The sequence below is a fragment of the Gallaecimonas mangrovi genome (genome assembly GCF_003367375.1).
GTDB classification, from domain to species: Bacteria; Pseudomonadota; Gammaproteobacteria; order Enterobacterales; family Gallaecimonadaceae; genus Gallaecimonas; species Gallaecimonas mangrovi.
In genome coordinates, this window is record NZ_CP031416.1 from 961,362 (window position 1) to 980,226 (window position 18,865).

Genomic DNA, 18,865 nt, shown 5'->3' on the forward strand with positions numbered 1-18,865 from the left:
TATGGCGAACCGCCGCGCTCGACTCTTCATTCTGACCTTGCTATTGGCTGTGGGGGGCTGTGTCACCCAAACCTATGACAGCCAAGGTAACCCGGTTACCCCTAAAGAGTTCGACCCTATCGCGGCAGCCAAATCCCGCATGCAGCTTGGCCTGGCATACCTTCGCAATGGCGATACCGCCCAGGCCAAGATGAACCTCTTAAAGGCGCAGGAATACGCGCCAAAAATGCCGCAGGTTTATTACAGCCTGGGCTACTACTACCAAAAGGTGGGTGAAACGGCGTTGGCTGAACAAGCTTACCGCCGTGCTATCGACCTCGACCCAGATAATGGAGAAGCGCTGAATAATTTCGGGGCCTTCTTGTGCGGCATTGGCCGCTACGACGAATCGGTGAAATATTTTCTTAAGGCGGTCAAGGCGCCTGGCTATATCAAAGTGGCGGGTGCTTATGAAAACGCCGGTACCTGTTCTCGGTTAGAAGGTAACTTGGGCGATGCTGAACAATTTTACGCCAGCGCCTTAAGTCATGATGCTCGTCGTGCCGCTTCTCTATTAGGCATGTCTGAAGTGCTGTTCGCAAAAGGTGATTATGCCGGTGCCCGTGGGTATCTTAGCCGCTATGAGCGTATCGCCAGGCCCAGCCCGCAAAGTTTGTTTCTTGGTCTTAAATTAGCCAAACGAACCGGCAATCAACAGGGCGTTCAGCAATATGGTGAGGAACTTATTTCAAAATTCCCTGACTCACCATTCAGCCAACAATATCGGAGTAATGATTACTGATGGCAGAACCAAGCGAAGAGAACAACACGCTTAGTGCCGGCCAGCTACTGCGCCAGGCCCGAGAAGAGCGGGGATGGACCATTGATAATGTTGCCAAGCGCCTTAACCTCAGAGCCTCTGTGGTCGAGAAGCTGGAGCAGGACGATTACGATCGCAATTCCCCGGCCACCTACACCAAGGGCTACATTCGTGCCTATTGCCGCTTGCTGGAGTTACAAGAGCAGGACGTGATGGCAGAACTGAGCTCCGACCGCTTAAAAAGCCAGGTCGAGAGCAATATGCAAAGCTTTTCTAAACGCACCTCCCGCGAAAAATCCGACAGTTGGCTAACCATTGTCACCTGGCTGATAGGCTTGGCCTTTGTTGGGGTGCTGATTTATTTCGGTTACCAGCAAGCAACATCAACCAGTAGCGTGGTTAATAAGGGCCCGGCTACCCAAGCGCAAGCGAAGACCGAAGTGGCTACCCCGGCCGACCCGCAGCAAGCGCAGCCCGGCAGTGATGACGGTGTCGACCTTGGCCAAAGTACCGATGATGCAGTGGCTGAAGACAACACCAGCGGTGATAATCCGCAAGATACGCCAGCACAATCACAAGCTAATAGCACCAATACTGCGGCTGATAGCGCTGCCGCAGAGCCTGTCACAGCGCAAGCGCAGGCACCGGTGGCGGCAACCAAAACGCTAGAGATCTCCTTTAGTGGCGATTGTTGGGTTAGAATCGAAGATGCCACCGGTAAAAGAGTGCTTGAAGGGGTGAAAACCAAAGGTCAATCTTTCACCTTGGATGCACAGGCACCCTATTCAATAAGGTTGGGGGCTCCGGAAACTGTCACCATGACATTCCAGGGGCAACCAGTAGATTTATCGGGCTTTAGAGCCAGTCACCTTGCGAAGCTGACTCTGCCCAAAAACTGAGTCGAGTAAGCTATGCAGCATGAGTCGCCCATTGTGCGCCGTCCATCTACCCGTATTTACGTAGGTAAGGTACCTATTGGGGACGGGGCGCCCATTGCCGTGCAGTCCATGACTAACACCCGTACCACCGACGTGGAAGCCACAGTGGCGCAAATTGAAGCCATTGAGCGGGTCGGTGCCGATATCGTACGGGTGTCTGTGCCCACCATGGAAGCCGCCGAAGCTTTTAAGGCCATCAAAGAACGGGTCAATATTCCGTTAGTTGCCGACATCCACTTCGATTACCGCATCGCCTTAAAAGTGGCGGAATACGGTGCCGACTGCCTGCGTATCAACCCGGGTAATATCGGCAAGGAAGAACGTATTCGCGCCGTAGTCGATGCTGCTCGCGATAAAAACATTCCTATTCGTATCGGTGTCAACGGCGGCTCTTTAGAGAAAGACATTCAGGAAAAATACGGCGAGCCGACACCAGAAGCGCTGGTGGAGTCTGCCATGCGCCATGTGGACATTCTCGACCGTCTTAATTTTGACCAGTTCAAAGTGTCGGTCAAAGCCTCTGATGTTTTCCTGGCCGTTGGCGCCTACCGTTTACTTGCCAAGCAGATTAAGCAGCCTTTGCATTTGGGTATTACCGAAGCCGGCGGCGCCCGCAGTGGTTCGGTAAAATCGGCCATTGGCCTTGGCATGCTGCTCAGTGAAGGCATTGGCGACACCCTGCGGGTATCGCTGGCCGCCGATCCGGTTGAAGAAATAAAAGTCGGTTTTGATATCCTCAAATCCCTGCGTATCCGCTCCCGCGGCATTAACTTTATTGCTTGCCCTAGCTGTTCTCGCCAAGAGTTCGATGTTATCGGCACTGTTAACGCTTTGGAAAATCGCCTGGAAGACATCACCACACCTCTGGACGTGTCTGTGATAGGCTGTGTGGTTAATGGCCCGGGTGAAGCCCTGGTCTCTGATCTAGGGTTGGCAGGGGCCACTCGTAAGAGCGGTTATTATGTCGATGGCGAACGCCAAAAAGAGCGTCTCGATAACGACAACCTGGTTGATGAACTGGAAGCCCGTATTCGGGCCAAAGTGGCTTTCATGAACCAGCGGATCCCCACCAAGAGCCAGGATTAATTCCGAGTTGATGCACTAACCTGCCCAAGGCTAAGACTTTGGGCACTTTTGATTGCCGAGTCCTTAAGTGAAAAGCATCCAAGCCATCCGTGGTATGAATGACTGTCTGCCCAGCGAATCACCGCTGTGGCAGTACGTAGAAAGCGCTATTCGTGCCACCGTTTCGTCTTTTGGGTACAGCGAAATTCGTACCCCCATCGTCGAATCCACCGACCTTTTTAAACGTTCTATTGGTGAAGTCACCGATATCGTTGAAAAGGAAATGTATACCTTTGCCGATCGCAACGGCGACAGCCTGACCCTGCGTCCTGAAGGCACCGCCAGTGCGGTGCGTGCCGGTATTGAACACGGGCTGTTGTACAACCAAGAGCAGCGCCTTTGGTACATGGGGCCGATGTTCCGCCATGAGCGCCCGCAAAAAGGCCGTTATCGCCAATTCCACCAGTTTGGGGTGGAAGCATACGGTTTGGCTGGCCCCGACATTGATGCCGAAGTCATCTTGCTGTCAGCCACCCTCTGGGAAAAGCTGGGCATCAGAGAACACGTAACCTTAGAGCTCAATAGCCTTGGTAGCAGTGAAGCCCGCGCCAAGTACCGTGACGTGCTTATTGCCTTTTTGGAACAGCATGTTGATGTGCTGGACGAAGACGCCAAGCGCCGCATGTACTCCAACCCACTGCGGGTGCTGGATACCAAAAACCCCCACATCCAGGCCGTGCTGAAAGACGCGCCGCGTCTGCACGATTACTTGGATGAAGAGTCAAAAGCACATTTTGAAGGTCTTAAGGCACTTTTGGAGCAAGTGGGTATCGAATACCGCATCAACGAGCGCTTGGTGCGTGGCTTGGACTACTACAACCGCACCGTTTTTGAATGGGTCACCGACAGTTTAGGGGCACAAGGCACCGTCTGTGCCGGTGGCCGCTATGACGGCTTGGTGGAACAGCTGGGCGGCAAAGCCACCCAAGGTGTGGGGTTCGGTTTGGGCCTGGAACGCTTAGTGCTGTTGGTTGAGGCGTTAGGTAAAACCGAGCAAGTGAAGCCGGTGGTGGATGCCTATCTTTGCCCCATGGGTGAAGCGGCAGAACGTCAGGCATTTGCCCTCGCGCAGCAGCTGCGCCAGCAGTTGCCAGAGCTGGGTTTGATGTGCCACTGTGGTGGCGGCAATTTCAAGAAGCAGCTTAAACGCGCTGATAAAAGCGGGGCGCGTTGGGCTTTGATCCTTGGCGATGACGAATTGGCCGCAGGCCAGGTTACCGTGAAGGATCTTAAAGATGGCACTCAAAACACTGTTGATATGGCGCAACTAGCCAGCCATCTCGAACAACGATAAAAAGGATAATCCGGCGTGGAAATTTACAGCACCGAAGAACAACAAGTTGAAGCGATTAAGCGCTTTTGGGGCGAACACGGTAACGGCGTGATTGCCGGTGTCGTTATTGCTTTGGCTGCCATCTATGGTTGGCACTGGTATAGCGGCCACCAAAGTGGCAATCAGGAGAAAGCCTCTGAGGCCTATGCCGTTGCCCTGAAAAAAGTAGAATCTGGCGACCTCGCTGCCGGTGAAGCCTTTGTCAAATCAGACGCCGCCGGTGAATACCCTTCAATGATGGCGGCGCGTCTAGCTAAAGACGCCGTTGACAAGAACCAGCTGGACAAAGCCCTGGTGTACCTTGACCAAGCGGTTGCTCACGCTGACACCGACGTACTGAAGTCCATTTTTAACCTGCGTAAAGCCCGTGTTCAATTGGCTAAAGGCGATTTGAAAGGGGCGAAAGCCACTGTGGCCTTGGTCAAAAATAAAGCATACGAAGCTGATGCAAAGGAACTTTTGGGTGATATCGCCGTCAAGGAAGGCGACCTGGCTGCGGCTCGTAGTGCCTATCAAGAAGCCATGACCGGTCAGGAAGGCTCCCCGGCCTTGCAATTAAAACTCGAATCTTTGGATAGCAAAGGCTAAGCATGAGCGGATGGTCTAAATGGTCGGCATTGGCCGGCGTTGCGCTGGTTACTGTTGCCCTGGTGGGTTGTAGTTCCAGCGAAGAAGTACGTAAACCTGCGGTATTGGTTCCTTTTGACAATAAAGTCGATGATTCCGTGGTTTGGGATACCTCTGTGGGTGACGGTGTTGGTGATTACTTCACTAACCTGGCGCCCAACTACAACTACGACAAAATTTTTGCCGCCTCTCGTGAAGGGGTGGTTGAAGCCTTAGATCCCACCAATGGCGATACCATCTGGAAAGTGGATTTAGGTGCCGCCAAGTCGTTCTTTGGTGACCGTTCCGACATGCGTTTGTCCGGTGGTGTATCATCCGGCTTTGGTAAGGTTTACATCGGCTCTGAAAATGGCTTTGTTTACGCCCTGGATGAGAAAACCGGTAAAACCTTGTGGACCGCACAAGTGCCTGGCGAAGCCATGGCGTCACCGGTGCCTGATGCTGGCCTTATCTTGGTTAACACTACCTCTGGCAAACTGGTGGCCTTGGACGAAGGTACCGGCAAGCAAAAATGGGTTTATGACCAAGACGTACCGTCGTTGACCCTGCGAGGCGTGTCTGCCCCGGCAACCGTACAAGGTGCCGCGCTGGTGGGTACCCCAGACGGCAAGTTGGCAGCCGTGCTGCTCGACAGTGGCCTGGCAGCGTGGGAACAACCTATTTCCCCAGCCAAAGGCGATAACGCCCTTGAGCTGCTGCGCGACGTTGACGGTTCCCCTATCGTGGTTGGCCCTGTGGTGTACACCATTGCCTATAATGGCGAATTGGTTGCCATTGACATGCGCTCTGGCCGCCCGATGTGGAAACGTGACTATTCGTCGTACCGCGCCATGGATATCGACGGTTTCGATCTCTACATCACTGACTCCACCGGCACCCTTTACGATATTGACCGTCGTAATGGCTTGGAAAAATGGAGCCAGCCAATGCTGCTTAACCGCCGCGTGACCGCCCCGACAGTGGTAGGTAACAAAGTGGTTGTAGGCGACTTCGAAGGCTACCTGCATTGGTTCGACCGTGATACCGGCAAACTGCTTGGCCGCGACCAAATTAATGACTCCGGTCTTTATGCGCGCCCCTTGGTGGTAGACGGTAAACTGGTTGTACAGTCACGTGACGGCGACATTTACATGATTAAGCTGGACTAAGTCCGCCGAAAACGGAACAATACGCGGCCGCATCATGCGGCCGTTTTGCTTTGAGAGGACTATCATGCTTCCCGTAGTGGCCCTGGTTGGGCGCCCCAATGTGGGCAAATCAACATTGTTCAACCGATTGACCAACAGTCGTGACGCCCTGGTGGCCGATTACCCCGGCCTGACCCGCGACCGTAAATACGGCCAAGCCCGCTATGGCGAGCATGACTTCATCCTGGTTGATACCGGCGGTATTGAAGGCGACGAAAAGGGCATCGACGCTGCCATGGCCAAGCAATCCTTGCTGGCGATGGAAGAAGCCGATGTGGTGATGATGCTGGTAGATGCCCGCGACGGCCTAACCGCGGCTGACGAAGCCATTGCCCGCTATATTCGCCAACTCAACAAGCCGGTGTTCTTGGTTGCCAACAAAATTGACGGCATCGATGCCGACTCGGCCTGCGCCGAATTTTGGGGGCTAAGCCTTGGCGAGATTTGGCAAATAGCCGCCGCCCATGGCCGTGGTGTTACCCAGCTATTAGATAACGCCCTTATTCCGGTCGTAGCCAAAATTACCGAGTCGGAAGATGAAGCCTCTGAAGCCCTGGCCGATGTGCTGGGCCAGGAGCTTATCGACGTTGACGCTATCGAAGACGACGAAGAAGCCGAAGCCATTCCCTATGCCGACCTGCCGGTAAAAATTGCCATTGTTGGCCGCCCCAATGTCGGTAAGTCGACCCTGACCAACCGCATTTTGGGTGAAGAACGGGTGGTGGTATTTGATATGCCCGGCACCACGCGCGACTCGGTGTACATTCCCATGGAGCGCGACGGCAAGAATTACATCATCATCGACACCGCCGGTGTGCGCCGCCGTGGCCGCATTGACGATACCGTTGAGAAATTCTCAGTGGTAAAAACCCTGCAAGCCATTGAAGACGCCAACGTGGTGCTGCTCACCATGGACGCGCGCGAAGGCTTGTCTGACCAAGACTTGAACCTCTTGGGCCATGTGCTCAACGCTGGCCGCGCCTTGGTATTGGTGGTGAATAAATGGGACGGCCTTAGCCAGGACGACCGTGAAGACATTAAGCGCGAGCTTGACCGCCGGTTAGGCTTCATTGATTTTGCCCGGCTGCACTTTATCTCGGCGCTACATGGCTCCGGAGTGGGTAACTTGTTTGAGTCGGTTAACGAAGCCTTTGCGTCTGCCACCCAGCGGGTGTCTACCTCTAAGCTGACCCGCATTATGCAAATGGCGCAAGACGACCACCAGCCGCCGTTGGTGTCTGGCCGCCGGGTGAAGCTCAAATATGCCCACGCCGGTGGTTATAACCCGCCGCGGATCATCATTCACGGTAACCAGGTTGAAAAGCTGCCACAGTCTTACAAGCGTTACCTGATGAATTACTTCCGTAAATCGCTGCAGGTTATTGGTACGCCCATCCATGTGGAATTCCAAGAAGGGGAAAACCCCTTTGCCGGCAAGAAAAACAGCCTGACCTTGTCGCAGCAGCGTAAGCGTAAGCGCTTGATGAAATACATTCGCTCTCGCAAGTAACTGACAAAGGCGCCAAAGGGCGCCTTTGTTGTTAGGGTGCGCGGCATTTTTCGGTTTATGCTGGAAGCACCGTACTTGCCGAAGGAACGCCATGATCACCCTTGAAACCGTAGAAGCGGGAAAACTGCGCCACCGCGTGCAGGTTGAACACTTTGACGCCTTGTTTGCCGATGTGCCCCAAGCGCTGGGCGGCGAGGGCACCGCGCCCGACCCCCACGACTATTTTGACTTGTCGCTGGGGGCCTGTAAGGCACTGACCATTTTTCTTTATGCCCGCCATAAAAAACTGCCGCTAGAAACGCTCACCGTCACGGTCAGCCGCGACGACAGTGAGGAGCGCAAAGGCAAATACCAATTATCGGTAACGCTGGCGATGGCAGGGGACTTGAGCGATGACGAAAAGGCCAAACTGGTCGACATCGGCGATAAGTGCCCCATTCATAAGCTGATGACCAGCACCGAGGTCAGCATTAGCACGGCGCTAGCCTAAGCAGGGCTTGCCCCCTAACAAAAAGGCCGCACCCAACTGGGCGCGGCCTTTTTTTAGCCTTTGTGGCGGCTATACCAGCGCTCTTCCATGGCTTTAAACAGCACAAAGAAGGCGGGCACCACAAAAATACTCAGCAGTGTTGAGATGGTCATGCCGCTTACCACCGAAATGCCGATAGATTTACTGGCATTGGCGCCAGCGCCATGGGCCAGAACCAAGGGCACCATGCCCAGAATAAAGGCCAGCGAGGTCATTAAAATGGGCCTTAGCCGCAGTTGCCCGGCCTTGAGCGCTGCCTCTGTTAGTGAAAGCTTCTCTTCAACCCGCAGATCCCGGGCGAACTCCACAATCAAAATGGCATTTTTCGCCGCCAGGGCCACCAGCAATATCAAGCCAATTTGGGTGTAAAGGGTATTGGCAATACCAATGGCCAGCAGCACGCCCACCGTACCCAGCAGCGCCAGCGGTACCGACAGCACCACCGCCAGCGGCGTAAACCAGCTTTCGTACTGGGCCGCCAGCACGAAGTACACCAGCACCAACGCCAACGCAAAGGCGTAATAGATTTGGTCGCCAGCCACTTGCTGCTGATAAGACATGTCGGTCCATTCATGGCCCATGCCTCTGGGCAACTGCTGGTCAGCGACCTTGCTAAGCTTAGCCATGGTTTGCCCTGAGCTTAAGCCGTGCTGGGTTTGGCCAATGAGGGTGGCACTGGGATAGAGGTTATAGAGGGTGATGAGTGAAGGGCCGACCTTGGGCGTTAATGTCACCAGTGCTTGCAAGGGCACCATTTTGCCATTGGCACTTTTCACCTTGAGCTGGCCGACTTGGGCGCTTAACAGCCGCGCATCTGATTGCGCCTGAACAAACACCGGGAAGGTGTGGCCAAAGCGGGTGAAGTTATTCACGAAGGAAGATCCTAAGTAGCCCTTAAGCACACTGAAAATGTCGTCAACATTCACCCCCAAGGTTGCCGCTTTATGGCGGTCAACACGCAGGTCATATTGTGGGGCGGTGAAGTTGGCCTTCATCCGCACGCCGCTTAACCCCGACTTATTGGCCTGGTTGGCCAGTTGCTGGGCGGCATCGTTTAACCGGGTAAAGTCAAAGCTGCCGTCGCGAAGTTCCACCTGCATGGTAAAGCCACCGCTATTGCCGATACCGGTAATAGAGGGCGGAGGGATCACCAGCGCCGAGCCGTCGGTGAGCGCTGATAGCTGCTTTCTTAAGGCTAGATAGGTGGGCACTAACCCTTCGGACTTGCCGCGCTCATCCCAGGGTTTGAGCACCACATAAGCCAGGCCTGCACTCGACTCTGACGCATTGCCGTCAATCAGCGATACCCCCGCCACCGTGACCACGTTTTCTACTCCAGGCACCTTTTGGGCCAAGGTATTCACTTGCTTTAAGGTGGCATCGGTTCGGGCCAGCGAGGCGCCATCAGGTAAGGTGACGGCCACGGCTAAAAAGCCTTGGTCTTCCAGAGGCAAAAAGCCCGATGGCACCCGCGTCAGTCCCCAGAAAGCTAAGGCAACCAGCACCAATCCGGTACAAGATACCGTTATTGGCCGTTTGAGTAACAAGGCTAACAGGCGGCTATAGCCACGCTGCAGTTTGCCAAAGCCGCGCTCAAAACGGCGGTAGAGCCAAAACCGTTGTTCCACCGGTTTGGGTGCGCGCATCCAAAGCGCTGCCTGAGTGGGTTTTAGGGTTATGGCATTGATGGCGCTAATAAGCGCCGTTGAGGCAATAACTAAGGCGAACTGTGCGTATAGCTGGCCGGTTAAGCCGGGTAAGAAGGCTGACGGCAAAAATACCGACAGCAGTACCAGCGTAATGCCGACAATGGGGCCAGATAATTCGCCCATGGCCTTTATTGCCGCTTGCCGCCCAGACAGCCCTTCCTCAAGGTGACGGGCGGTGCCTTCAACAATGACGATGGCGTCATCAATAACAATGCCTATTACCAGCACCAAAGCAAAGAGCGTCGACATGTTTAATGAAAAGCTCAGCAGGGCCATCGCGCCAAAGGCGCCCACCAAGGTAATTGGCACCGTGGTGGCAGGTACCAGTGTTGCCCGCCAGTCCTGCAAGAAAAGTAAAATAACGGCTAAAACGATGAAGCAGGCTTCAATGAGGGTTTTGTAGACCTCGTGCACCGCGGCATCAACGAAGCTGGTGGTATTGAACGGCACGCTATAGTGAATGCCCGCTGGCATGTCAGCCGATAGCTGCTTCATTTTGGTATTGACCGCTTTTACCACATCAAGGGCATTGGCTTGCGGTAACTGGTAAATGGCCAATGCGGCGGTTTGTTTACCGTTAAGGCGAAATACCTGCCCGTAGTTATTTGACCCCAGCTCTACCCGGCCTAGATCTTTAACCAACACCAGCCTGCCGCCGTGGTCGTTGGCGGCTTTAACCACAATGTTGCCGTAGTCAGGGGCTTTATCGAGGGAACCATCAACATTGATGGTGTACTGGAAGCCATTTTTACCCACCAAGGGCGGCATGCCCAGTGCGCCAGAGGCGACATTTTGGCTTTGGGCCTTGATGGCTTGAATGACATCGTTAGGGGTTAAGTTGGCGGCAGTGAGCTTGGCAGGGTCTAACCACACGCGCATCGCGTAGGTGCCGGAACCAAAGATATTCACGTCGCCCACCCCAGGCACCCGTGCCAGTTCATCTTGCAAGTGAATACGGGCATAGTTAGCCAGGTAAAGGCTGTCGTATTGGCTTGAATCAGACTCGAGGGTGATAAATTCCAATATCGAGGTTGAGCGCTTGCGTACACTAACCCCTTGGTTTTGCACCGCGCCTGGCAACTTGGCGGTGATGTCGGAGAGACGGTTTTGCACCAAAATGGCGTCTTTATCGGGGTCGGAGCCTATCTCAAAGGTGACCGTCAGTTTGTACTGCCCGTCGCTGCTGCTGGTTGAGCGCATATACAGCATGCCCGGTACGCCGTTCACTTGCTGCTCAATTGGCAGGCCTACCGTTTCCATCACCGTTTTGGCACTGGCGCCAGGAAAGGTGGTGCTTACCTGCACTGTCGGTGGCACTACATTAGGGTATTGCGATACCGGCAGCTGAAAAAAGGCAACGGCGCCTAGCAGCAAGGTAATAAAGGCAATAACGTTGGCGAAGACCGGCCGTTCAATAAAGTATTTAGAAAACATGGTGAGACGAACCTAGTGCAGGTGACGTTTGTTGAGCATCAGACAGAAGATGTAAAGGCTTATCGCTAGGGTGGGTGTTAACACTCATGCCTGCGCGCAGCCGGGTAATGTCGCTTACCACCACTTTCTGGTTTGGCTGCAAGCCGCTTTCCACCCGTTGCCAGCCTGTTGGCCCTGCCGTTACCGACACCGCCTTGCGCTCGACCTTGTTGTCTTGGTTAACCACCATCACATAACGGCCGTTCTGCTCGGTGCCAATGGCGCTGTCGGGCAGCAGCAGGGCATGGTGATATTGCCCCAGCTTTAACCGCAAACGGACAAATTGCCCCGGTAGCAGCGCGCGTTCAGCGTTAGTGAACACGGCCCTAAACGCCTGGGTGTCAGTTTGTTCATCAACACTGGGGGCCAGGTAATCCAAGTGTCCCTCGAGGCCGTAATGCGCCGCGGCCGATAAACCCGCTTGCACCGCTATTGAGGTAACGGCTTGCCCTTGCAGGGCTTGCTGCACTTGCTGGATGTCTTGTGAGGCAAGGGTAAAGTCAACGTAAATTGGGCTTTGCTGTACCAAGGTTGCCAGCGTTGTAACCCCATTTTGGCCGACCAAACTCCCCACATCTTCCTGGTGGGCTGACATTACGCCGCTAAAAGGGGCGCGAATGCGGGTATAACCTAAGTTCAATTTTGCGAGAGCAATATCGCCTTCGGCTGACTGAATTTGCGCGCTAGCACTGTCTCTGCTGGCCAGGGCTGAGTCCACATCAGACTGCGCCGTCATATGCCGCTTTAACAGGTTCTGCTCACGCTCAAGCATCAACTGGGCATTGCGGTAGCTGGCCTTCGCCTGCTTCAGGCTGGCCTGGGCTTGCTGCAATTGTGCCTGATAGGTGGCCGGGTCAATCTCAAACAGCAATTGGCCTTGGCTTACCTGCTGGCCGTCTTGGTAATGAATGGCGGTTAAGGTGCCCGCTACCCTGGCGACAATGGCGACTTGGTGAAAGGCGCTGGCTTGGCCTGTTGTCTCCAGGTAGTGCGGTACATCCGCCACTTTCGCAGACATCACCGCAACATTGGGTGTTGCCGTCGATTCGAGAGACATTTTAGGCTTACAACCGGCGAGGGCGCAGACGGCTATCAATAACAGGCTAGGCCTGCGCCACCCTTTCAAAAAGGTCGTTGCATGAAAAAAAGTGGAATGGATAGAGCTGGAACGATTAAACACAGCACCCTCGACGATAAAAAGCCTAGGGTTCGATCATACGGTCGAGACCTTTATTGTCGATTCGCATTAAATTCATATTGTTAAAACGAAAGGGGAAGCAAAAATAGATTAACTATTTCAGCGCGTTATCTGAATTTAAATGGCAGTTTTATGGTGGGCGGCTTTTTTTGTTTTCAGGTTTGCGGCTGATTTTCAGGCTGTTTGTTACAGTACGAACACCTTGTTACAGTTTGGCTAATGGTGAAAAGGTCATCACTATCTGCAAAAGGGCTTCTTCAAAGGCCTGGCTTTTAATAAAAGGCACCTCTTCTATCGCTGCGCGTTGTAAAACGCCCAGTAACGCTCTTGTCATCACAAAGGCATCGATACGGCGTTGTTGGGCGATGCTTTCATCAATGCTGGGCAGGTAATATTCCCAGTGCGCCAGTGCTGCCTCGGTAATTTCATTGAGCAACGGCTGTGCATGGGGCGATTCAGCCATCATGCTGGCAAGTAAGGCAAACTGGCGTTTAGCGCCGCGCCGGGTGGCAAAAGACTGCACCAAAATGCGGATAAACTCTCTGGCCGGTTGCAAGGGTGGCACATTTTGCTGCCGTAAAATGCCCTGCATTTGTTTTCTAATGAGGTTTTTCTGGCGCTCAAAAATGCCCAATAAAATGGCGTCGCGGTTTTTAAAATACTGGTACAAGGTACCCACCGATACCCCAGCCAATTCGGCAACGCGGGTAGTGGTAATGGCAGGCTCCCCTTCTTTTTCAAGAACCAGGGTAGCGGCTTCCAAAATGGTATCAACCGTAGTAATTGACCGCCCTTGCACCGGCTTTTTTCGGTAAACCTTTTCGCTGCTCATCTTTTTTATATACAGAGGCTTTGCTCACCAGCTTACCGGCATTATCTTCTCGCCGCCAAGGGCGTTTTTGTGAGGGGGATTTTTCGGATCACTCGCCGTTACATATCCATGGCCGTGTTAAATGAGTCGTTTTTTGTGACGTTAAATAAAGCGTTAAAGCCGTTTTATCCAGGGCACTTAAAACGACTCAGCAAAAAACGCCAGTAATTGCTGCTAACGGGAGCCTAGTGAAGCCAAAGCAAGGCGGGGGTCTTTGATAAAGCGCAGTTCGAGTAAATGAGTGTTTTAACGCAGTATCGCAAGCCTAGATTTTTATCAGCGGGCTTTCGCGCGTAGCGAGGGAAATCGAGACAAGGCGGAAGCCTCCGAAAAAGCGCAGTTTACAGGTTGTAAATGAGCATTTTGAGGAGGCTTCCAACGCCGTATTGATGACCGTAGTAGCGTTTACACCCGGGGAATTTGCTGGGTGATACAGTGAATATTCCCCCCTCCCAACAAAATCTCCCGCGCATCGACACCGCTAATTAAATAGCCCGGAAACAGCTCGGCCAGCAGTGCCGCTACGGCATCGTCTTGCAGTGGATCGAGCTTGGGAAACACCACTTGTTTGTTGGTAATTAAGAAGTTGGCGTAAGAGCCAGCAAGGCGAGTGCCGCTCATGCGGTCCATACCGCCGGACTGGTCAATGCCACTGGCTTCTTCTTCAGTCAAATACAGTGGCCCTGGCATGGGCAGCTTGTGCACAACCAGCTGGCGGCCACGGGCATCGGTGCTTTCGCTTAATATTTTGAAGGCTTCTTGCGAGCTTTCATATTGGGCATCGCTGGGGTCGTCACACCAAGTTACCGCCACCACACCGGGGGCAATGACTTGCATCAGGTTGTCGACATGGCCGGTGGTTTCGTCTTGAAAAACGCCCCGCGGCAGCCAAATCACCTTCTCTACGTTCAGGTATTGGCGCAGTAGCTGCTCTAAATCGTCTTTAGCTAAGCCGGGGTTACGGCCGGGGCTGAGCAGGCACTCTTCGGTGGTATACAGGGTGCCTTGGCCATCAACGTGAATGGCGCCGCCTTCCATGACAAAAGACGCTTTATAAACGTCATCGCTATAGCTTTCACAGACTTTACGGGCCACGGCGTTGTCGTTGTGCCAGGGAAAATACAAGCCATGGCTCAGGCCGCCCCAGGCATTAAATTGCCAGTCTATGCCGCGGCGCTCGCCCATGTCGTTTACCACGTAGCTGGGGCCGGTATCGCGCAGCCAGGCATCGTCGGTGGTCATTTCCAGCACCCGTACCTCTGGCGGCAGCTTGCGCCGGGCATTACTGTACTGGCTGGCCGACACCACCATGGTTACCGGCGTGGTTTGGCTAATGGCGGTTGCCACTTCAATAAAAGCGCGCTGGGCCGGCTTTGCGCCAAACCGCCAATTGTCAGAGCGTTCCGGCCAGGCCATCCACACCCCTTCGTGGGGTTCAAATTCGCCCGGCATCCGAAAGCCGTCTGCCGCTGGCAGAGTAGGGAGCTCGCTGCTCATCAGTGCTCTACCTTGCCATCCAGAGTTAACAGGTTGCGGTAAAGGCTTGGGCGGCGGTCACGGAACAGCCCCCATGCTTCACGCTGGTAGCGAATTTTTTTCAGATCGAAGCTATGCACCAAAAGCGCTTGTTGGTCGCGACCGGCTTCGGCCACTTTGGCACCGGTGTGATCGGTGATAAAAGAAGAGCCGAAAAAGCGAATTTCGGTAGCGGTGCGCACGCCCTTTTCCACACCGATGCGGTTAGATGCCACCACCGGCATGCAGTTGGCAGCGGCGTGGCCTTGCATCACCCGTTGCCACTGGCCAGCGCTGTCCAGCTCTGGCTGGCTGGGTTCAGAGCCAATGGCAGTGGGGTAGAACAAGATTTCGGCGCCCATTAACGCCATGGCGCGCGCCGCTTCCGGGAACCATTGGTCCCAGCAGATGGCAATGCCGATTTTGGCGTAGCGGGTGTTCCACACCTTAAAGCCGGTGTCGCCGGGGCTGAAATAGTATTTTTCCAGGTAGCCGTCGCTGTCGGGAATATGTGCCTTGCGGTACACATCCAGCAGGCTGCCATCGGCATCGATAACCACCAGCGAGTTGTAACGGGCGACACCGCTGCGCTCAAACCAGGAAAAGGGAATGACTACCGCCAACTCTTTGGCCAGCTGTTGCAGGCGCTTAACGGTGTCGTTTTCGTCCAGGCTGGTGGCCAGGGCGTGGAAGTCTTCGTTGACTTCAATGCAGAAGTAGGGCGTTTCAAACAGCTCCTGAAGCAGCACAATTTGCGCGCCTTCGCTGGCGGCTTGGCGCACCAAGGCCTCGGCTTTCGCCACGTTTTCGGCTTTATCCCAGCTGCAAGACATTTGGGTAGCGGCAACAACAACCTTATCCATTTAACGATCCCTTACGCAAAAAACACCACGAAACACACTATAGAACCTGGTAACGCAAGCGCCCGAACGGGCAGACCAGCAAGCGGTAGCTGCTGGTTACAACGGATGGAAAGAGGCGCGTTTTATAGGGCCAAGGCAAGCGCCGGTCAAGGGATATTTTTGCTATCAAAAAAGCCCCGGTTAGGGGCTTTGTAAAGCTGGCTTTGCAGTGCGCGGTTTTATTGGCTTAGCGCGCGCTTTTGTCTTTGATGTCGGTTTCAATCACGCCGTCTTTTACCCGCACTGTAAGCACGTCGCCCACCATCACTTTGTCGATGCTGTCCACAACCTGGCCGGTTTGGTCTTGGGCAATGGCATAACCACGGCTCAAGGTGGCCAGCGGGCTAACCAATTGCAGTTTGTCGATAAGCCGCAGCTGTTGCTGGCGGCGCTGGTTAAGGTAGCCATTAAGGCTTTGGTCAAGGGCGCTTGTTAGCCGCGTTAACTGCAACTGCGCTTCGCCCAGGCGCTTGCCGGGGTGGTGGTGGCTGAGCTTGGCCGTTAACAGCGCCAGGGGCTGGCGCTGCTGGCTAAGTAAACGGGGCAGGGCGCGCTGTAGGCGCAGTTTTAGCTCATCCAGCTTTTGGCTGTCACGTTCCAGTTTGCGCTCGGGCGACTGGCGGTACAGGCGCTCGCTCAGTTCTTGCTGGCGGCTTTGTTGTACTCGCCGGTAGCCTTGCCAAAGTGCGGTTAGCCTAAGGCCTAGTTCGTTGAAGCGGTCTTTAATCAGCCCGGCCTGACTGGACACCAGCTCGGCGGCGGCAGAAGGCGTTGGTGCCCTCAAGTCAGCCACAAAGTCGCTAATGGTAACGTCGGTTTCGTGGCCGACGGCGCTCACCACCGGAATGGCGCTTTGGGCAATGGCGCGGGCCAGCTGCTCGTCGTTAAAGCTCCACAAATCTTCCAGGCTGCCACCGCCGCGGCCAAGAATAATGACATCCACTTCCGCCCGTTGATTGGCCGTTAGCAATTGCTGGCAAAGCTGGGCGGCCGATTTATCCCCTTGCACCTGCGCCGGATACAGCACCACGTCCAAAAAGGGTGCCCGGCGTTTCAGTACGTTAAGAATATCGTGCACCGCCGCCCCCGACGGCGAGCTAATCACCCCAATGCGTTTGGGGTGGGCGGGCAACGGGCGTTTGCGAGCATCGCTAAACAGGCCCTCGGCGGCCAGTTTCATTTTTAGGGCATCAAATTGCTGTTTTAGGAGGCCGTCGCCAGCCGGTTCCATGAATTCAACCACCAGCTGGTAATTACCGCGCGGTTCGTAAACGGTGGGGCGCGCCCTTACCAGCAGCTGCATGCCGTCTTGGGGGCGAAAGGTTACGCCGGTATTTTTGCCGCGAAACATGGCGCAGCTCACCTGCGACTTGTCGTCTTTTAAGGAAAAATACCAGTGGCCGGAGCCGTAAGATTTGAAGTTAGACAGCTCGCCGGTCAGCCAGACCATGCCTAAACTGTCTTCCAGCACGTAACGAACCTGGGTGTTTAATTGGGTGACGGAGAAGATTTGGCGCATGCCTTACCCTTGGTCTGACTTTGGCGCAGTCTATCAGATGCAAAAAGCATTTGCCCAAATCACATCTCGGCGCTAGAATGCCGCGGCAACACCTATACCAGGTCCCTTCCACTAATCCATCGGTGAGGCTGTTGCCATGCTACGCGTTATCAAAGAAGCATTGACGTTCGACGACGTCCTCCTGCTCCCCGCACACTCCCAAGTGTTGCCCAATACTGCCGACCTGCGCACCAAGTTGACGCGCACAATCGAGCTGAACATTCCGATGGTTTCTGCGGCTATGGATACCGTAACTGAAGCCAATCTGGCTATTGCCCTGGCCCAGGAAGGCGGCATCGGCTTTATCCACAAAAACATGAGCATTGAAAAGCAGGCCGAAGAGGTTCGCAAAGTAAAACGCTTTGTGGCCGGTATGGTTACCGAGCCTGACTGTGTCTCTGCTGATTTCACCATTACCGACGTGCTGAAGCTGACCGAAGAAAACGGCTATGCCGGTTTCCCGGTGGTGTCTAAGTCTGGTGAACTTGAAGGCATTATCACCGCCCGTGATGTGCGCTTTATCACCGACCACGGCCGTAAAGTGTCTGAGGTAATGACCCCCAAAGAGAAGCTGGTTACCGTTAAGGTCGGCACTTCTCGCGAAGAAGTTCAGCGCCTGATGCAACAGCACCGCGTTGAAAAAGTGCTGGTGGTGGACGACAACTTCCACCTTAAAGGCCTTATCACCGTTAAAGACTTCCAAAAAGCCGAACGTAAGCCGAACGCTTGTAAAGACGACCGTGGTCGTTTGCGTGTTGGTGCTGCGGTGGGTGCCGGTGCCGGTAACGAAGATCGCGTAGCCGCTTTGGTTGCTGCCGGTGCGGATGTCATTTTGATTGACTCCTCCCACGGCCATTCTGAAGGCGTGTTGCAGCGTATTCGCGAAACCCGCGCTGCCTTCCCTGATATTCAAATTATCGGCGGTAACGTTGCTACCCCGGCTGGCGCTCTGGCGCTGGTTGAAGCCGGTGTTGACGCGGTTAAGGTGGGCATCGGCCCAGGCTCCATTTGTACCACCCGTATTGTTACCGGTGTTGGTGTACCGCAAATTACCGCGGTTTCTGACGCGGTAGAAGCCCTTGAAGGCACCGGTATTCCGGTTATCGCCGACGGCGGCATTCGCTTTAGTGGCGACATTTGTAAAGCCATTGCTGCTGGCGCTAACTGCGTCATGGTTGGCGGCATGTTGGCCGGTACCGACGAGTCCCCCGGCGAAATCGAGCTCTACCAAGGCCGCGCCTTTAAATCCTACCGCGGCATGGGCTCCTTGGGCGCTATGACCAAAGGCTCCAGCGACCGTTACTTCCAAAGCGATAACGCTGCCGACAAGCTGGTACCAGAAGGCATCGAAGGCCGCGTACCTTATAAAGGCAAGGTCAAAGACATCATTCACCAGCAGATGGGCGGCCTGCGCTCTTCAATGGGCCTGACCGGTAACGCCACCATCGACGACATGCGTACCAAAGCGCAGTTTGTCAAAGTGACCAGCGCCGGTATGGGTGAGTCGCACGTTCATGACGTGACCATCACCAAAGAAGCGCCAAACTACCGCACCGGTTCCTAAGTTACGGCGCCGGCCCTGAGCCGGCGC

15 protein-coding genes are annotated in these 18,865 nt (G+C 54.5%); 9 read left to right on the plus strand and 6 right to left on the minus strand.

Annotated features, from left to right (window positions below; all coding sequences use genetic code 11):
• The first annotated feature begins 1 nt into the window (after window position 1).
• From pilW to DW350_RS04565, 8 genes are all read left to right on the plus strand, one after another.
• Window positions 2–781 carry a type IV pilus biogenesis/stability protein PilW gene (pilW, locus tag DW350_RS04530; protein WP_115717733.1) on the plus strand — a complete coding sequence of 260 codons (780 nt, stop codon included), beginning with the start codon at window positions 2–4 and terminating at the stop codon, window positions 779–781.
• A complete protein-coding gene (locus DW350_RS04535) occupies window positions 781–1,698 on the plus strand; it encodes a RodZ domain-containing protein (RefSeq protein WP_115717734.1) in 918 nt (305 codons plus the stop codon). Before pilW ends, DW350_RS04535 begins: the two co-directional genes overlap by 1 nt.
• A 12-nt stretch (window positions 1,699–1,710) precedes the next feature.
• Window positions 1,711–2,823 (plus strand): flavodoxin-dependent (E)-4-hydroxy-3-methylbut-2-enyl-diphosphate synthase, encoded by a 1,113-nt coding sequence (ispG, locus tag DW350_RS04540; protein WP_115717735.1) that lies wholly within the window; start codon window positions 1,711–1,713, stop codon window positions 2,821–2,823.
• A 94-nt stretch (window positions 2,824–2,917) separates the two neighbouring features.
• Window positions 2,918–4,156 carry a histidine--tRNA ligase gene (gene hisS, locus DW350_RS04545; RefSeq protein WP_226911430.1) on the plus strand — a complete coding sequence of 413 codons (1,239 nt, stop codon included), beginning with the start codon at window positions 2,918–2,920 and terminating at the stop codon, window positions 4,154–4,156.
• Between the two features lie 15 nt (window positions 4,157–4,171).
• Complete coding sequence (locus DW350_RS04550) at window positions 4,172–4,783, plus strand: YfgM family protein (RefSeq protein ID WP_115717737.1); 612 nt, start codon at window positions 4,172–4,174, stop codon at window positions 4,781–4,783.
• A 2-nt stretch (window positions 4,784–4,785) separates the two neighbouring features.
• The gene (bamB, locus tag DW350_RS04555; protein ID WP_115717738.1) at window positions 4,786–5,970 is read left to right on the plus strand and encodes an outer membrane protein assembly factor BamB; all 1,185 of its coding nucleotides are present in this window, start codon (window positions 4,786–4,788) and stop codon (window positions 5,968–5,970) included.
• A gap of 64 nt (window positions 5,971–6,034) precedes the next feature.
• Window positions 6,035–7,519, plus strand: a complete 1,485-nt coding sequence (gene der / locus DW350_RS04560) for a ribosome biogenesis GTPase Der (RefSeq protein WP_115717739.1) — start codon at window positions 6,035–6,037, stop codon at window positions 7,517–7,519.
• 91 nt (window positions 7,520–7,610) lie between these two features.
• The gene (locus DW350_RS04565; protein WP_115717740.1) at window positions 7,611–8,009 is read left to right on the plus strand and encodes an OsmC family protein; all 399 of its coding nucleotides are present in this window, start codon (window positions 7,611–7,613) and stop codon (window positions 8,007–8,009) included.
• A 53-nt stretch (window positions 8,010–8,062) separates the two neighbouring features.
• Here DW350_RS04565 and DW350_RS04570 read toward each other — a convergent pair whose 3' ends face one another.
• The 6 genes from DW350_RS04570 to xseA form a co-directional block, all read right to left on the minus strand.
• Window positions 8,063–11,191, minus strand: coding sequence for an efflux RND transporter permease subunit (locus DW350_RS04570; RefSeq protein WP_115717741.1), 3,129 nt, complete (start codon window positions 11,189–11,191; stop codon window positions 8,063–8,065).
• Window positions 11,181–12,287, minus strand: a complete 1,107-nt coding sequence (locus tag DW350_RS04575; protein WP_115717742.1) for an efflux RND transporter periplasmic adaptor subunit — start codon at window positions 12,285–12,287, stop codon at window positions 11,181–11,183. The genes DW350_RS04570 and DW350_RS04575 overlap by 11 nt, the downstream gene beginning before the upstream one ends.
• A 346-nt stretch (window positions 12,288–12,633) precedes the next feature.
• On the minus strand, window positions 12,634–13,260 hold the full coding sequence (locus DW350_RS04580) for a TetR/AcrR family transcriptional regulator (protein ID WP_115717743.1): 627 nt from the start codon (window positions 13,258–13,260) through the stop codon (window positions 12,634–12,636).
• A 444-nt stretch (window positions 13,261–13,704) separates the two neighbouring features.
• Window positions 13,705–14,796, minus strand: a complete 1,092-nt coding sequence (gene aguA, locus DW350_RS04585) for an agmatine deiminase (protein WP_115717744.1) — start codon at window positions 14,794–14,796, stop codon at window positions 13,705–13,707.
• Window positions 14,796–15,677, minus strand: a complete 882-nt coding sequence (aguB, locus tag DW350_RS04590) for an N-carbamoylputrescine amidase (RefSeq protein ID WP_115717745.1) — start codon at window positions 15,675–15,677, stop codon at window positions 14,796–14,798. The genes aguA and aguB overlap by 1 nt, the downstream gene beginning before the upstream one ends.
• Before the next feature lie 226 nt (window positions 15,678–15,903).
• On the minus strand, window positions 15,904–17,235 hold the full coding sequence (gene xseA, locus DW350_RS04595) for an exodeoxyribonuclease VII large subunit (RefSeq protein ID WP_115717746.1): 1,332 nt from the start codon (window positions 17,233–17,235) through the stop codon (window positions 15,904–15,906).
• Between the two features lie 136 nt (window positions 17,236–17,371).
• Here xseA and guaB point away from each other — a divergent pair, with 136 nt between their 5' ends.
• Window positions 17,372–18,838 carry an IMP dehydrogenase gene (gene guaB / locus DW350_RS04600; protein WP_115717747.1) on the plus strand — a complete coding sequence of 489 codons (1,467 nt, stop codon included), beginning with the start codon at window positions 17,372–17,374 and terminating at the stop codon, window positions 18,836–18,838.
• Window positions 18,839–18,865 lie beyond the last annotated feature (27 nt).

What these genes read in the sequence shown, in the direction of transcription:
- DW350_RS04570 (WP_115717741.1), bottom strand. Translation starts at nt 11,191, where the DNA reads ATGTTTTCTAAATACTTTATTGAACGGCCGGTCTTCGCCAACGTTATT.
- pilW (WP_115717733.1), top strand. Translation starts at nt 2, where the DNA reads ATGGCGAACCGCCGCGCTCGACTCTTCATTCTGACCTTGCTATTGGCT.
- DW350_RS04575 (WP_115717742.1), bottom strand. Translation starts at nt 12,287, where the DNA reads ATGTCTCTCGAATCGACGGCAACACCCAATGTTGCGGTGATGTCTGCG.
- der (WP_115717739.1), top strand. Translation starts at nt 6,035, where the DNA reads ATGCTTCCCGTAGTGGCCCTGGTTGGGCGCCCCAATGTGGGCAAATCA.
- aguA (WP_115717744.1), bottom strand. Translation starts at nt 14,796, where the DNA reads ATGAGCAGCGAGCTCCCTACTCTGCCAGCGGCAGACGGCTTTCGGATG.
- DW350_RS04535 (WP_115717734.1), top strand. Translation starts at nt 781, where the DNA reads ATGGCAGAACCAAGCGAAGAGAACAACACGCTTAGTGCCGGCCAGCTA.
- hisS (WP_226911430.1), top strand. Translation starts at nt 2,918, where the DNA reads ATGAATGACTGTCTGCCCAGCGAATCACCGCTGTGGCAGTACGTAGAA.
- aguB (WP_115717745.1), bottom strand. Translation starts at nt 15,677, where the DNA reads ATGGATAAGGTTGTTGTTGCCGCTACCCAAATGTCTTGCAGCTGGGAT.
- bamB (WP_115717738.1), top strand. Translation starts at nt 4,786, where the DNA reads ATGAGCGGATGGTCTAAATGGTCGGCATTGGCCGGCGTTGCGCTGGTT.
- DW350_RS04580 (WP_115717743.1), bottom strand. Translation starts at nt 13,260, where the DNA reads ATGAGCAGCGAAAAGGTTTACCGAAAAAAGCCGGTGCAAGGGCGGTCA.
- guaB (WP_115717747.1), top strand. Translation starts at nt 17,372, where the DNA reads ATGCTACGCGTTATCAAAGAAGCATTGACGTTCGACGACGTCCTCCTG.
- ispG (WP_115717735.1), top strand. Translation starts at nt 1,711, where the DNA reads ATGCAGCATGAGTCGCCCATTGTGCGCCGTCCATCTACCCGTATTTAC.
- DW350_RS04565 (WP_115717740.1), top strand. Translation starts at nt 7,611, where the DNA reads ATGATCACCCTTGAAACCGTAGAAGCGGGAAAACTGCGCCACCGCGTG.
- xseA (WP_115717746.1), bottom strand. Translation starts at nt 17,235, where the DNA reads ATGCGCCAAATCTTCTCCGTCACCCAATTAAACACCCAGGTTCGTTAC.